Raw genomic sequence first — 13,268 nt, 5'->3', positions numbered from 1 at the left:
CTCCTCTATTGTCCGGCGCAGGAGGAGGCCAGCGATGACACGGTGGAACATTGCCCTCGGAATGCTGATTGCCTGCGAGAGCCTGATCATGGTGGCGCTGATCGCCGCCACGCTCTAGGCCCGAAACAACAACGGCTCCCCGAGGGGAGCCGTCTGTTTTGGACTGCAGGATCTGCTGGGACCCTGGTGCGGTCGAGAAGACTCGAACTTCCACGCCTTGCGGCACAGCGACCTCAACGCTGCGCGTCTACCAATTCCGCCACGACCGCACGCCGAGGTAGATGCAACGCCGAACCGACGAAGCGAGGCAGCGTGTAGCAATGGTCGGTCCGGGGCGCAAGCGATTAATTGCCGATATGGCAAGGCAGGTTGCCAATTGGCAAATCAGGCCGGGCGGCGGACTTTTTCCGTGAGCTCGACGCTGAGCCGGCCATCCTCGACCTTCACTTCGCCGCGGGCGATCAGGGTGTTGTTGGCGTAGATGCGCAGCGGGTCGTTCTCGCCGGTGTCGAGTTCGATCACCGCCCCGCGGCCCATGCGCAGCAGGTGATGCACCGGCATGCTGGCAGCGCCAAGCTCCACGGTGATATCGACTTCAATATTGTCTAGAGTGTTCATACATAAACCGCGAACGACCATCCCGGCTGAATCGCGCCGGGCCCCTTGTGAGAGAGCATCGGCCGCCCATGCTTACCGAAGCGTTAACGACTGACCCAACTTGCGACACCGGGACCAAACTGTTCCGGAGCGACGGCGTGCCGGTCGAATGGCGAATCTCGGAAGGGTATGTCCCCTATCTCGAGGCGCTGGAGGCGATGAAGGCGCGAGCCGCCGCGGTAGCGGAAGGCGCGGCCGGCGAGCAGGTCTGGCTGCTGGAACATCCGCCGCTCTATACCGCCGGCACGTCAGCGGCGCCCGAGGACCTGCTCTCGCCCAATCGCTTCCCGGTCTACGACGCGGGCCGCGGTGGGCAGTACACCTACCATGGCCCCGGCCAGCGGGTGGTCTACTTCATGCTCGACCTGCGACAGCGCGGCCGGGACGTGCGCTGCCTGGTGCAGGGCCTGGAAGGGCTGATCATCAATACGCTCGCGGCCTTCAACATCAAGGGCGAGCGGCGCGACGGACGAATCGGCGTGTGGGTGGCTCGGCCGGACAAGGGGCCGGGCCGCGAGGACAAGGTGGCGGCGATCGGCGTGCGAGTGAGCCGCTGGGTGACGTTCCACGGCATTGCGATCAATGTGTCGCCGACCCTTTCACACTTCGATGGCATCGTGCCGTGCGGCATCTCCGACCAGGGGGTGACCAGTTTCGAGGACCTCGGGCAGCTCGTCTCGATGGCCGAGGTTGACGGTGCACTGCGTGCGGCGTTCGAGCGTCGCTTCGGGCCGACAGCAGACCTGCGTCCGGAAACACTTGTAAGTGCCGCCTGATACACGCATTTTCTGATTGACCGATTCCATCAGGGGTGAGGCCATGACGCTGGACGATCTCAAGAAAATCTTCCTTAGCCCGACGCTGTTCCGGCTCGAGACCATCCTTTCGCCGCGACTTGTGCCGGTGCTGTATGCGACCGGCCTCGCTGCGCTGCTGCTGTGGTCCGTGGGGCACCTGTTCGCGAGCTTCGGCCGCAATTTTGGCGATGGGCTCTGGGGGCTGCTCGAGATCGCGGTCTATGGCGCGTTGTTCCTCATTGTTCTGCGCATCGTCTGCGAAGTTCTGCTGGTATTCTTCAAGGCGAACGAGACTGTGACACGAACGGTCAGCCTGAGCCGCGTGCCGACCTCGCTGATTGACGAGGTGCGCGACGCGATCCACGATATCGCCGAGGACGAGCCTTACGAGGACGACGAGAGCAGTGACGGTACACCACCCCCTGCCCCGACGACGCCGGCTGTGCGGCGGACCGCCAAGCGGACGCCGCCCCCGACCGCCAAGCCCGACATCTGAAACAAAAAAGGCCGCCTGAGGGCGGCCTTTTTCAGTTCTAGGCTGCGACCGGGCTGCCGCGCCGGGACTTGAGCACTTCGTCGAGGCTCCAGGCGCCGGGGCCGGCGAATACGAGATAGAGGAATACGAAGCAGAACAGCACGGCGCCATCACCACCATTGGCGGCCGGGATGATGCTGCCGCCCATCGGCACGTGCATCATCCAGAACGCATAGGCCATTTCGCCGGCGAGGATGAAGGCGACCGGGCGGGTGAACAGGCCAAGGATGATGGCGAGCCCGCCGAACACTTCGAGGATGGCCGCAAGGCCCATCAGCGAGAAGATCTCGACGCCGCCCATGTCCGATGCCGGGAAGCCGAACAGCTTCTGGGTGCCATGGGCCATGAAGCAGAGCGCGGTGACGACGCGAAGGACGGCCAGCGCCTGCGGCTGGTACCTGTTGAGTGCTTCGAGATTCATTGGTCTTTTTTCCTGCTGGACGCCTCGGAGGTGGGCGCATCAGGAAACAAGAGCCTCAGGCTCAGGATTCGGGTCAACTGAAGGTTTGGTAACCTGACAGGCTTGTGATCGGCCGTGATCAGGTCTGCCCTGCTTCCATCGCAGACTGCCGATCATTGCTTTTTCCGCCGGTTTGGCGCATAGGCACGCGCCAATGACACAAGCTCCAAAAATCGGCCTGGTCAGCCTCGGCTGCCCCAAGGCCCTCGTCGACTCCGAACGCATCATGACGACGCTGAGATCGCAGGGCTATGCGTTCTCGCGCGACTATGAGGGCGCGGACATCGTGCTGGTGAACACCTGCGGGTTCCTCGACAGCGCCAAGAAGGAAAGCCTGGAGGCGATCGGCGAAGCTGTAGGCGCCAATGGCCGCGTCATCGTCACCGGCTGCCTCGGCGTCGAGGAGCAGATGATCCGCGACACCCATCCGAGCGTGCTCGCCGTCACCGGCCCGCACCAGTACGAGGATGTGGTCAACGCGGTGAACACCCACCTGCCGCCGGTGCCGAACAAGTTCGTCGACCTGGTGCCGGAGGCTGGCCTCAAGCTGACGCCGCGGCACTACGCCTACATGAAGATTTCCGAGGGCTGCAACAACCGCTGCACCTTCTGCATCATCCCGCAGATCCGCGGCGACCTGGTGTCGCGCCCGATCGCTTCGGTGCTGTACGAGGCCGAGCGCTTAGTGGCGACCGGCGTCAAGGAGATCATGGTGATCTCGCAGGACACCTCGGCCTACGGCGTCGACATCAAGTACGCGAATTCGAAGTTCCGCGGCCGCGACGTCTCGGCGAAGTTCCAGACGCTGGCCGAGGAACTGGGCCAGATGGACGTGTGGACCCGCCTCCACTACGTCTACCCCTACCCGCATGTCGACAGCGTCATCCCGCTGATGGCCGAGGGCAAGATCCTCCCCTATCTCGATATCCCGTTCCAGCACGCCTCGCCGCAGGTGCTGAAGTCGATGCGCCGCCCGGCCAACCAGGTGAAGACGCTCGACCGGATCAAGGCCTGGCGCGCCATGGCGCCCGACCTCGCGATCCGTTCCAACTTCATCGTCGGCTTCCCGGGCGAGACCGAGGAGGACTTCGAATTCCTGCTCGACTGGTTGGAAGAGGCCGAGATCGACCGCATCGGCTGCTTCGAGTACGAGCCGGTGACCGGCGCTCCCGCTAACGACATCGAGGGCATCGTCCCCGATGACGTAAAGCGCGACCGCTACGATCGGCTGATGGAAGTGGCGCAGGACATCTCGGCTCATGTGCTGTCGAAGAAGGTCGGCCGCACCATCGACGTGCTGGTCGACGACGTCGAGCCCGATACAGGCCGCGCCATTGGCCGCAGCCAGTGGGACGCGCCGGAGATCGACGGCACCGTGATCATCCATGAAGCCGACGGCATCAAGGTCGGCGACAAGGTGTCGGTGCTGGTGACAGAGTCGGACGAGTACGACCTGTTCGCCGTGCCGTCCTCAGTTGCCGCCAAGGGCGACCGGAAGCCTGCCGCCGTCGCCAGCTGATGGCCAGCCACCGCGAGTATGAACTGGCGCCGGGCGACACCGCCTTGCGCCTTGGTCGTACGGCCCGGCTCATGGGCATTCTCAACGTCACCCCTGACAGTTTCTCGGACGGCGGGCGCTTCGATGCGCTGCCGGCGGCGCTGACGCAGGCGCGGCTGATGCTGGCCGAGGGCGCTGATATCATCGACATCGGTGGCGAGAGTACTCGGCCGGGGGCTGAGGAGGTGTCGGTAGCCGACGAGTTAGCGCGAGTGCTGCCGGCAATCGGCGCGCTGCGGGCTGACGGGATCACGACGCCGATCTCGATCGATACATACAAGGCCGAGGTGGCCGAGCGGGCGATTGCCGCCGGGGCGACCATCATCAATGACGTTCACGGGCTGCAGCGCGAGCCGGAGGTTGCGGCGGTAGCGGCACAGCAGCATGCGCCGCTCGTGGTGATGTATTGGGACAGAGGCCGGGACACGTCGCGCGACGTGATGGCCGAGATGGCCCGGTATTTCGATGTGACGCTGGCGATTGCCGACAAGGCAGGCGTCCAACGCAGCCAGATCGTGCTCGATCCGGGTTTCGGCTTCGCCAAGTCGCTCAGCGAGAACTATGAAATCCTGCGACGGCTGCCAGAGCTGGTGGCGCTGGGCTCTCCGGTGCTGGTCGGCACCTCGCGCAAGTCGATGATCGGCAAGCTGCTGGATGTGCCGGCCGACGAGCGGCTGGCGGGGACGGTGGCGACTTCGGTGCTCGGCTACGCGGCCGGTGCACATATCTTCCGCGTCCACGACATCAGGCCCAACCGCGACGCCTTGCGCGTCGCTGAAGCGGCCCTATATGGACCGCATAGTCAGGACTAGTGACGTGACCAGAGACTTCGACGGCGACCGCATCATCCTCAGGGACCTGGGGTTCTTCGGCTATCACGGTGTGATGCCGGAGGAAGCGGTGCTGGGCCAGCGCTTCTTCGTCGACCTCAAATGCGGCGTCGACCTCGGCCAGGCGGGACGTAGCGATGAGCTGGAGCATTCGATCTCCTATGCCGAGATCTACAACGTCGCGAAGGCAGCGTTCGAAGAGCGGCGGTTCAAGCTGATCGAGGCGGTCGGCCAGCATGTCGTCGATCGGCTCTTCGAGGCGTTTTCCGCGATCCGCTGGATCGAAGTTCGCGTACGCAAGCCGTCGGCACCGATCGCCATGGTAGCCGGCGAAGCCGCGATCGAGCTGCATCGCCACCGGGACATCAGCTGATGGCGCGCGCCTGGCTAGGGCTCGGGGCCAATATCGGCGATCCGCCGGCGCAGGTGCGCGAGGCGGTGCTGCGGCTCGACGCGCACCCGGGCATCGATGTGGTAGCGCAATCGACGATGCTGATCACCAAGCCCTGGGGTAAGACGGACCAGCCCGACTTCTCCAACATGGTGGTGGAGATCGAGACGCACCTGGGGCCGCACGAGCTGCTCGACGCCTGCCTTGGAGTCGAACTCGAAATGGGCCGGGTTCGCGACATCCGGTGGGGCCCGCGCCGTATCGATATCGACATCGTGGCCTACGAGCGGTTGGAACTGCACAGCGAGTGGCTGCACTTGCCGCATCGGTTCGCCCACGACCGAGACTTCGTCCTCGACCCGCTCCGCGAGATTGCGCCTGATGTCGCGGAGTGGATCATCAGCCGCTCGCGCGCTCAGTAATTCGGCCTTCGGACGCCCCTACCCTTTACGTCCGCTTCGGCTTCGTGCGATCTCACGTGGGACTAAGCAGATCGGGGCGATGTTGGTGGGTTGGATGCAGGACAAGTACGAACGCTACGCGGCGTTCGTCATCGCGGTGTATTGCGCCGTGTGGATTGCGTGCCTGCTGACCCTGCCGGGATTCTATCTCGATACCTACGACATGTTCGCCTTCGGCCAAGGCTGGCAGCTGGGTTACTGGAAGCATCCGCCCCTGCCGGCCTGGCTGGCCGAAATCGGCTTCGTCGCAACCGGTGGCTGGCCGCAGTCGCAGTCGGTCCTGGCGGTCGGGGCTGCCGGGCTGATGCTCGTCTATCTGTTCCGGCTGTCGCGCGACATCAAGGGCGCCCAACTCGCACTGCTGGCCGTGGCCATCTCGATGGTCAACTACTACTTCACCCGCCCGATCGAAACGCTGAACCACAACATTGTGCAGCTGCCGCTCTGGGTGATGACGGTGTTCTATTTCCGTCGGGCATTCCTCACCAACAGCCGTATCGCCTGGGTGCTGCTCGGGGTCGCAGCGGCTCTGCTGATATATGCCAAGTATAGCGGGGGCATCCTCCTTGTTCTGCTCGCCGCCTTTGCGGCGGTGGAGCCGAACTACCGCCGACGGCTGGCTTCGCCCGGCCCCTACGTCACCGCGGTGACGGGGCTGCTGATCCTGTCTCCACACCTCTACTGGCTGGTGGCAAACGACTTCCTGCCGTTCCGCTATCCGTTCGAGTCGATGCCGCGGTTCACCAACCTGGTGGACCGCGCCATCTCCCCCGTGATGTTCGTGCTGGCACAGGTCGCCTTTCACCTGCCCATGTTGCTAGTACTGGCCCTCGGCCTTGTCGGCTGGCGCAAGGGTCGCGAGAAGCTGACATTGGCGGGCGCGGATACCTCGCGTTCCGATTTCTGGCTGATCATGCTCTCAGGTGTCGCTCCCATCGTGCTGGTGGGCCTGTCGTCAGTTTGGTCCGGAAGCTCGATCCGGCCTGAGGTGGGCGGCTCGCTCGTCGCGCTATCGGGCCTCGTCCTGGTGCTGCTGCTTCCGACGCCTCTCAAGGTAAGGCGGCCGCTGCTGGCCGGGATCGTGTGGGCGGTGCTGATGATCGGGGCACCGATCGGCTGGGTGGTGTCGCTGCATCTGGGCGCCAACGCTGGTCGCGTTGCCCCCGAGCTGATCCCTGACCGCAGGCTTTCGGCTGCGATGGAGGCGAACTGGAAATCGCGCATGTCGACGCCCCTGCAGATCGTGGCCGGCCGTTCGATCGATGCCGGTCCGGTCTCGCTCTACGCCAAGCCACGGCCGCTGGTGCTGATCGATTTCGACTTGCAGCATAGCTCGTGGATCACGCCAGGACAGCTCGACCGCGACGGCGCCTTGGCGGTGTGGCGCGAATGGGGCGACAAGCTTGAGCCGCCAGAGGGACTGGTTGCCCTGGCCGGCGGTCGGCAGTTGGAAGTTGGTGGTGACGTCACCGTACCGGTGAACGACAAGACCAGCGTGCGCTACGGCTGGGCGATCATCCACCCCAAGTAGTGGCGCCTAGCGCACCATCTCCAGCACCCGCACGGCCGCATCGAAGTCCAGCCGGCGTTTCACACGCCGTTCTGTGGCTTCTTCGACCTCGCCCCACAGGCGGACGTTGTAGTCTTCGTCGACATGGGCAGCGGCCCAGATCTCTTCCGGCGTCATCAGCTTCTCGCGCAGCGCGATGCTGAGCAGGCCCGAGCCGGTGATGCCGGTGAGGGAGTTGAGGGCGACGATTTCGATCAGGTTGGTCCCAGCGAGCGACTGACCGAGACGCGCAAGGGTTGCTGCCGGCTGCGGCTGGTGGACGATGCCGATGGTTGGCTGGAAGCTGATGTCGAAATGGCGGGCGATGCGAACAAGCGCCGCGTCCCAGACCCGCTCCTGCTCGGCGACGAGTTCTCGTGGCGTATCGGCGCGGTAGAGCAGAAGGTCGTTGCCGGAATACTTGACGATCTCGTCGCGGAGCGCTCCGAGGCGCTCCTCGCCGGCTTCAATAGCCGAGTTGACCAGCCGCATGATCGGCATGACCTTGGGATCGATGAACTCGCCCTGCGCCGCCCATTCCTCGGCCATGGCCTCCGCCAGGACGCGTTGGGGCACCACCACCGGGGTCTGCCCGGGCGTGCGCGGCGAACGGCCGTCCAGCGTCACGGCGAAGCCACCGGCGGCCGTACCGACCCCGACATCCTTGTAGAAGCGCTTGGGCAGCTCGACCTTGTTGAGATGCTGAGCGCGACCGTAGCCATCATTGCGGTGCTGGTGGGCGTCGTCGAGGAACTCGCGCATCGGTCTACTCCAGCACGCGCTCGATGGCGGCATCGAGCTCGGCGTAATCGTGGATCAGCGTCCCTGCCCCTGCCTTCAGCAGATCGGCCGCCTCGTGATAGCCCCAGCTGACCCCGATGGCTCGGGTGCCGGCGGCCCGCGCCAACTCCATGTCATAGACCGTATCGCCCACCATCACTGTCTGGTGCGGCTCGGCGCCGGTATCGGCCATGGCGCTGAGCAGCATGCCGGGATGGGGCTTGGAGGGATTATGGTCGGGCGTCTGCAGGGTGACGAAGTGGCCCTCGATGCCGTGATTTCCCAGGATTCGGGCGACGCCGGTGAGACCCTTGCCAGTAGCGATCCCCAGCACCGTGCCCTTCTTCTCCTTCAGCCGGTCGAGTGCCTCGCGCGCGCCAGGATAGAGCGGCTCCCGATCGACATCGTGCTCCAGCGAGGCATTGTAGAAGCTGCGGTACTGGCCGACGATACCCTCGATCACGTCGATATCGTCGGTGCCCGCCAGCTGCCCGACGGCGATCGGGAGAGACAGGCCGATGATCTGACGCACCTGCGCAGCAGTCGGCGGCACCAGGTCGAGCGACGCGAATGCTGCGCCCATGTGCTCGGAAATGAGCGCCTGGGTGTCGATCAGCGTGCCGTCCATATCGAAGACAATGAGCCGCATGCGAGTGGTCCTCGTTCGGCCCGTTCAGAACCACAAAACGCGGGGCATGTCACGCCCCGCGCGAAGACGCTGATCACTGGGCCGCGAAGCAGTAGAGCAGGCCGGCGCCACCGGTGCCGATAAGGTTGTCCTGGCTGCAGCCGCGCGACGGGTGGGCCGCGTTCCACGATGTGGCAGTCGCGAGCGTGTCGGGTCCCAGGCGGTCGGCGTGGCCGAGCATCGCCGTGCCTTCGCCGTTGAGGGTCCAGTCGCCACAGGTTTGGCCGACGGCCAGTGTGCCGTCGGCATTTGAGCCTGTGAGGATGTCGTGCTGGTTCGGCTCGTCGCCACGGCCCTTGGTTATGGCCCCCGTCTCCGACAGCGCGGTCTGCTTGTTGATGTTGTTCGCGTCCGAATGAAGGTTGGCGACATCGGTGGCGATCACGTCGCCCTTGAAGTTCTGCCACGGCCCGGCGCCGATCCGGTCCTTGGCGTTGACGCCTTCGGCGCTGAGATAAGCCTTCCAGGTCTTGCCAGTGGAGCCGGCAGCCTCGGCCAGCTTCGCGCAGTGCGCGTCAGCGCCATCGAGGCCGCCGAGATTGGCACCGTCTCCGATACCCACGCTGGTGACGAAGAAGGTCATGGTGGTTGCGTCCTGCGCAATGGCCGGTGCAGCAATGGCGAGGGTCGCCGCGGTGACAGCGGCGAGAACGATCGTTTTCATTGGCATCTCCCTGTGCGCCGCAATGGGCCGCGACAGGTGAACACACGAGGCCGACGTTTCGTCCGGCGCTCGCGCCGATTTGATCAGTCCTGCTCGGGGTCCTGGTCCTGCGCGTCGTAGCGGTCGGCATCGAAGCCCAGCACGTCGAACGTCGCCTGCATGTGCGGCGGCAGCGGCGCGGAGACGTCGAGGAACTGGCCGCTCTTCAGCGGCAGCCGGATGCGGCGGGCGTGCAGGTGCAGGCCCTTGCTGATCTGCTCCGGCGCTTCCCAGTTCTCGATGTTGAAGTAGCGCGGATCGCCCATGATCGGGTTGTGCAACTGCGCCATGTGCACGCGCAGCTGGTGCGTGCGGCCAGTCACCGGCTTCAGCGTCACCCAGGCGAAGCGGCGGGCGGCGGTGTCGGTGGTCGAGTAGTAGCTCATCGAATGCTGCGCGCCGGGCGTGCCCTGTGGCACCACCACCATCTGCTCGCCATCGGTAGTCGCCTGCTTCGCAAGGAAGCAGGAGATCGAGCCCTGCTTGGGGTGCGGGTTGCCCCACACCACGGCCCAGTAGATCTTCCGCGCCTGGCGCGACGAGAACACTTCGCCGAAATGGGCGGCTGCCGCCTTGGTCTTGGCGACGACGAGACACCCCGAAGTATCGCGGTCGAGCCGGTGCACCAAGCGGGGCGCCTCGCCCTTCTTGTTCGGGAGGCTCTTCAGCAGCCCATCCATGTGGCGCTTCGTGCCGCTGCCGCCCTGCGAGGCGAGGCCGTGCGGCTTGTTGAAGACGTAGAGGTCGTCGTCCTCATAGAGGATGATGTCGCGCAGGAACTCGGCATCCTTCGAGTTAATCTCGCCTTCGGCCCGCTCCGGCGCGGCTTCGATCGGCGGCACGCGGACGACCTGCCCGGCGGCAAGGCGGGCATTGGCCTTCACCCGGCCGCTGTCGACGCGGATCTGGCCCGAGCGCAACAGCTTCTGGAGGTGACCGAAGGTGACCTGAGGAAAGTGCGTCGCGAACCAGCGGTCGAGCCGCATGCCGTCTTCGTCGCGAGCGACGGTCTGCTGTCGTACGCCGCTCATGCAATCACCCGCATGGCCAGCATGCCCATCCAGAGGCCGGCAAGCGACAGCAGCACCGAGCCGACGATGTAGATCGCCGCCAGCATGACATCGCCGCGCTCGATCATCGTGATGGCGTCGAGCGAGAAGCTCGAGAAGGTGGTGAAGCCGCCGAAGATGCCCACGGCGACGAACAGCCGAATCTCGTTCTGGTACTGCGGCGTGAACTTGGCGAGGACGCCGATCAGCACGCCCATAGCGATCGACCCGGCGATGTTGACGAGCAACGTCGCCACCGGGAAGCCGTTGGCGAGCGCGCCGATCCAGTTCTGCGCACCAAAGCGCGCCAAGGCGCCAAGCGCGCCGCCAATTCCAACGAGAAGATAAGCTTGCATGGGCTGACTTCTACGGGCAGCGCCCGCGGAAGACCAGCCCTATGCGAGGCGGTTTGTGTCAGGTCGCCGAAGCTGCCTGTTCGTCGTCATCGCCGTCGATCTCGAGCGCCGGTGCGACCGCCGACGAGACCAGGCCGCTGAGCGTGCCGCCCTTGAGGCCGAGTTCGGCCAGGAGCGCATCGATCAGCGGCGCCTGGCTGCGGTAGCGCAACGCGGCATCGACCGCCTGATCAGCGATCCCACCGCCGGCATGGCCGTTCATCCCACCATTGCCGCCGCCGCCACCCGACAGGCCATCGACGTGCAGGATCTTGATCCCCTCGATGTTCTCCATCGGCTTGACGGACTCGGCTATGATTGACGGTAGGGCCTGAATGAGGGCCATGCGGATGTTCATGGCGATCTGCTCGGGCGACAGGTGGTTGGCGGCCTCGTTGAGCTTCTGCTTGCCTTCGGCCTCGACCGCGTAGGTGACCTCGGTGGCGGCGGCCCTGAGCTTGGCGGCTTCCGCCTCGCCTTGGGCCAGCGTGCGTGCCGCTTCGGCGCGGTTCTTGGCGGCCTGCTTTTCGGCGTCGGAGGAGACCACGATGTTGATCGAGGCCTTCTGGGCCTCCTGCTCGGCTTCGATCAACTGGATGCGCTTGGTGCGCTCGGCCACCTCGGTCATTCGCGCCGTCTCCACCTCTTCGGCGGCCTTGGCGGCCAGAGCACGGGCGACGTCGGCCTTGGCCTCAGCCTTCGACTGCTCCTCGGACTTGGCGGCCACCGCGGTGGCGCTGGTCTGCTCGGAGATGGCGATGGCCTGGTCGGCCTTGATCGCCGCTTCCTTCATCTGCTGGCGCGAGAGGGTACGCGCGGCCTCAGCCTCGGTGGCGCGCTGGGCGCGAAGGCTTTCGATCTCGGCGTTCTGCTGGTCGATGCGGATGGCGATTTCGCGCTCGTTGTTGAGGCGGGCGTACTCGGAGTCACGGGTGATCGTGAATTGCTCCTGCTGCGCCTCGAGGTTCTTGCGCGCGATGGCCACCTGGGTGTTCTGCTCGATCTCGTTGCGGGTCTTGCGCCGGTCCTCGATCGCCTCGGTCATCTTGGTGAGACCTTCGGCGTCGAACACGTTGTTGGGATTGAAGAATTCGCGATTGGTCTGGTCGAGGCCGGTAAGCGACACCGACTCGAGCTCAAGGCCGTTCTTGAGAATGTCCTCAGAGACCGCGGCCTGCACCTTCTGGACGAAGTTGACCCGCTGCTCGTGCAGCTCCTCCATCGCCATCTCGGCGGCGACGGCGCGGAGCGCATCGACGAACTTGCCTTCGACCAGCTCCTTGAGCGCCTGCGGCTCCATGGTGCGGCGGCCGAGTGTCTGGGCAGCGTCGGCAATGGCCTCGGCAGTCGGCTGCACGCGCACGTAGAACTCCGCCTGCACGTCGACGCGCATGCGATCCTTGGTGATCAGGGCCTGCTCGGCAGTGCGCACCACTTCGAGGCGGAGGGTGTTCATGTTGACTGGGATGGTTTCATGCAGCACCGGCAGCACCAGGGCGCCGCCGTTCATGATCACCTTCTGCCCGCCGAAGCCGGTGCGGACGAAAGACACTTCCTTGCTGGCGCGGCGATAGAGCCGGGCAATGATCATGCCGATCACGAAGATCGCGACGATGATGATGGCGGCCACGATCAGGGTCGAAATGAGCTGGTCGTACATGCGGGGCTATTCCTGTGGCGGGGTGAGGCGGGTGATGGCGCGATAGACGTTCTTGTCGCGACCGACGATGAAGACGCGGTCGCCCGCGGCATAGGTCGAGCCCGGCTCGCCGGGCTCGAGCAGGATGTAATGGGTGCGACCGCGAAGGTCGGCAGTTTTGGCCTCGGCAGGTTGGCCCTGCTTAGCCTCGCCGCGAATGATGGTTGCGTAGCTGCCGACGAGCTCGGAGCGGCTGGCCGCCTCGGACTGATCCCGGGGGAAGATGTCGCCGAGCCAGCGGCCGAGGTGGCGCGTGGCGAAGCTGGCGCCGGCAAGGGCCGGTACGGCGGCTAGCCAGGGGCTCAGCGGGTTGCCGGCGGCTCCGGTTACCACCCACTGGACGAGATAGCCCGAGAGCGCGAACCCGGTGAGGAAGATGACGAGCAGCGCGAGGAACGGCAGCCTCCCGACCGAGAACCAGCTGAGAACATGGGAGAGCGGGCCGACTTCGGCGCCGCTGAGCTCGGGCGCATCGAGGTCGGGAACATCGATGCCCGGCAGCGCCGCTTCGATGGAGGCGGAGGGTGAAAAGCCGATGAGGAGGGATAGCAACTCGATCACGCCGATCGCCAGCATGACGATCAATGCAACCGTGAACGGTGCGAACCCTGGCGCGAACAGTTCTATCTGGCCCCTCCCCTGATCCCTTCAGGTCATATGGGACTGTTGTGACAGTTTTCCATGGGGCGCAAGGACTTCGGGGCGCGGATTCTCGA

Annotated in this window: 16 protein-coding genes and 1 tRNA gene; 7 read left to right on the top strand and 10 right to left on the bottom strand. The window is 65.1% G+C overall.

Annotation, left to right across the window (positions count from 1 at the left end):
• Positions 1-184 precede the first annotated feature (184 nt).
• Both AC1DV8_RS15185 and AC1DV8_RS15180 read right to left on the bottom strand, forming a co-directional pair.
• Positions 185-269, bottom strand: a tRNA-Leu gene (locus tag AC1DV8_RS15185).
• Positions 270-384: 115 nt separating this feature from the next.
• Positions 385-618, bottom strand: a complete 234-nt coding sequence (locus AC1DV8_RS15180; protein ID WP_477149347.1) for a FliM/FliN family flagellar motor switch protein — start codon at positions 616-618, stop codon at positions 385-387.
• 68 nt (positions 619-686) lie between these two features.
• On the opposite strand from AC1DV8_RS15180, the gene lipB reads away from it, so the two are divergent.
• Both lipB and AC1DV8_RS15170 read left to right on the top strand, forming a co-directional pair.
• The gene (lipB, locus tag AC1DV8_RS15175; RefSeq protein ID WP_477158046.1) at positions 687-1,433 is read left to right on the top strand and encodes a lipoyl(octanoyl) transferase LipB; all 747 of its coding nucleotides are present in this window, start codon (positions 687-689) and stop codon (positions 1,431-1,433) included.
• 43 nt (positions 1,434-1,476) lie between these two features.
• Complete coding sequence (locus AC1DV8_RS15170) at positions 1,477-1,950, top strand: DUF4282 domain-containing protein (RefSeq protein WP_477149349.1); 474 nt, start codon at positions 1,477-1,479, stop codon at positions 1,948-1,950.
• A gap of 37 nt (positions 1,951-1,987) precedes the next feature.
• On the opposite strand, the gene AC1DV8_RS15165 is transcribed toward AC1DV8_RS15170, so the two are convergent.
• Positions 1,988-2,410, bottom strand: coding sequence for a DoxX family protein (locus tag AC1DV8_RS15165; protein WP_477149350.1), 423 nt, complete (start codon positions 2,408-2,410; stop codon positions 1,988-1,990).
• A gap of 193 nt (positions 2,411-2,603) precedes the next feature.
• On the opposite strand from AC1DV8_RS15165, the gene rimO reads away from it, so the two are divergent.
• The 5 genes from rimO (at position 2,604) to AC1DV8_RS15140 (ending at position 7,220) form a co-directional block, all read left to right on the top strand.
• Positions 2,604-3,968, top strand: a complete 1,365-nt coding sequence (rimO, locus tag AC1DV8_RS15160; protein ID WP_477158045.1) for a 30S ribosomal protein S12 methylthiotransferase RimO — start codon at positions 2,604-2,606, stop codon at positions 3,966-3,968.
• Positions 3,968-4,819 carry a dihydropteroate synthase gene (folP, locus tag AC1DV8_RS15155; RefSeq protein WP_477158044.1) on the top strand — a complete coding sequence of 284 codons (852 nt, stop codon included), beginning with the start codon at positions 3,968-3,970 and terminating at the stop codon, positions 4,817-4,819. The genes rimO and folP overlap by 1 nt, the downstream gene beginning before the upstream one ends.
• A gap of 4 nt (positions 4,820-4,823) precedes the next feature.
• On the top strand, positions 4,824-5,210 hold the full coding sequence (folB, locus tag AC1DV8_RS15150; RefSeq protein ID WP_477149353.1) for a dihydroneopterin aldolase: 387 nt from the start codon (positions 4,824-4,826) through the stop codon (positions 5,208-5,210).
• Positions 5,210-5,650, top strand: coding sequence for a 2-amino-4-hydroxy-6-hydroxymethyldihydropteridine diphosphokinase (folK, locus tag AC1DV8_RS15145; RefSeq protein ID WP_477149354.1), 441 nt, complete (start codon positions 5,210-5,212; stop codon positions 5,648-5,650). Before folB ends, folK begins: the two co-directional genes overlap by 1 nt.
• A gap of 94 nt (positions 5,651-5,744) precedes the next feature.
• Complete coding sequence (locus AC1DV8_RS15140; RefSeq protein WP_477158043.1) at positions 5,745-7,220, top strand: glycosyltransferase family 39 protein; 1,476 nt, start codon at positions 5,745-5,747, stop codon at positions 7,218-7,220.
• A 6-nt stretch (positions 7,221-7,226) separates the two neighbouring features.
• Here the strand turns inward: AC1DV8_RS15140 and AC1DV8_RS15135 are convergent, their stop codons facing one another.
• The 7 genes from AC1DV8_RS15135 to AC1DV8_RS15105 all read right to left on the bottom strand — a co-directional run bounded on the left by AC1DV8_RS15135 (position 7,227) and on the right by AC1DV8_RS15105 (position 13,173).
• Entirely contained in the window at positions 7,227-8,000 is a 774-nt protein-coding gene (locus AC1DV8_RS15135) for an ATP12 family chaperone protein (protein WP_477158042.1), read from the bottom strand.
• Positions 8,001-8,004: 4 nt separating this feature from the next.
• On the bottom strand, positions 8,005-8,667 hold the full coding sequence (locus AC1DV8_RS15130; RefSeq protein ID WP_477158041.1) for an HAD-IA family hydrolase: 663 nt from the start codon (positions 8,665-8,667) through the stop codon (positions 8,005-8,007).
• Positions 8,668-8,740: 73 nt separating this feature from the next.
• Positions 8,741-9,370 (bottom strand): hypothetical protein, encoded by a 630-nt coding sequence (locus tag AC1DV8_RS15125; protein WP_477158040.1) that lies wholly within the window; start codon positions 9,368-9,370, stop codon positions 8,741-8,743.
• An 83-nt stretch (positions 9,371-9,453) separates the two neighbouring features.
• Positions 9,454-10,440, bottom strand: a complete 987-nt coding sequence (locus AC1DV8_RS15120) for an RluA family pseudouridine synthase (protein ID WP_477158039.1) — start codon at positions 10,438-10,440, stop codon at positions 9,454-9,456.
• Entirely contained in the window at positions 10,437-10,814 is a 378-nt protein-coding gene (gene crcB / locus AC1DV8_RS15115; RefSeq protein WP_477158038.1) for a fluoride efflux transporter CrcB, read from the bottom strand. The genes AC1DV8_RS15120 and crcB overlap by 4 nt, the downstream gene beginning before the upstream one ends.
• 58 nt (positions 10,815-10,872) lie before the next feature.
• Positions 10,873-12,513 carry a flotillin family protein gene (locus AC1DV8_RS15110; RefSeq protein ID WP_477158037.1) on the bottom strand — a complete coding sequence of 547 codons (1,641 nt, stop codon included), beginning with the start codon at positions 12,511-12,513 and terminating at the stop codon, positions 10,873-10,875.
• Between the two features lie 6 nt (positions 12,514-12,519).
• Positions 12,520-13,173, bottom strand: a complete 654-nt coding sequence (locus tag AC1DV8_RS15105) for a YqiJ family protein (RefSeq protein WP_477158239.1) — start codon at positions 13,171-13,173, stop codon at positions 12,520-12,522.
• Positions 13,174-13,268: the final 95 nt, after the last annotated feature.

It is taken from the genome of Devosia sp. P3_B2 (assembly GCF_056402875.1).
The sequence above is the reverse complement of the archived record's forward strand: the minus strand, read 5'-3'. Positions and strand labels throughout refer to the sequence as shown.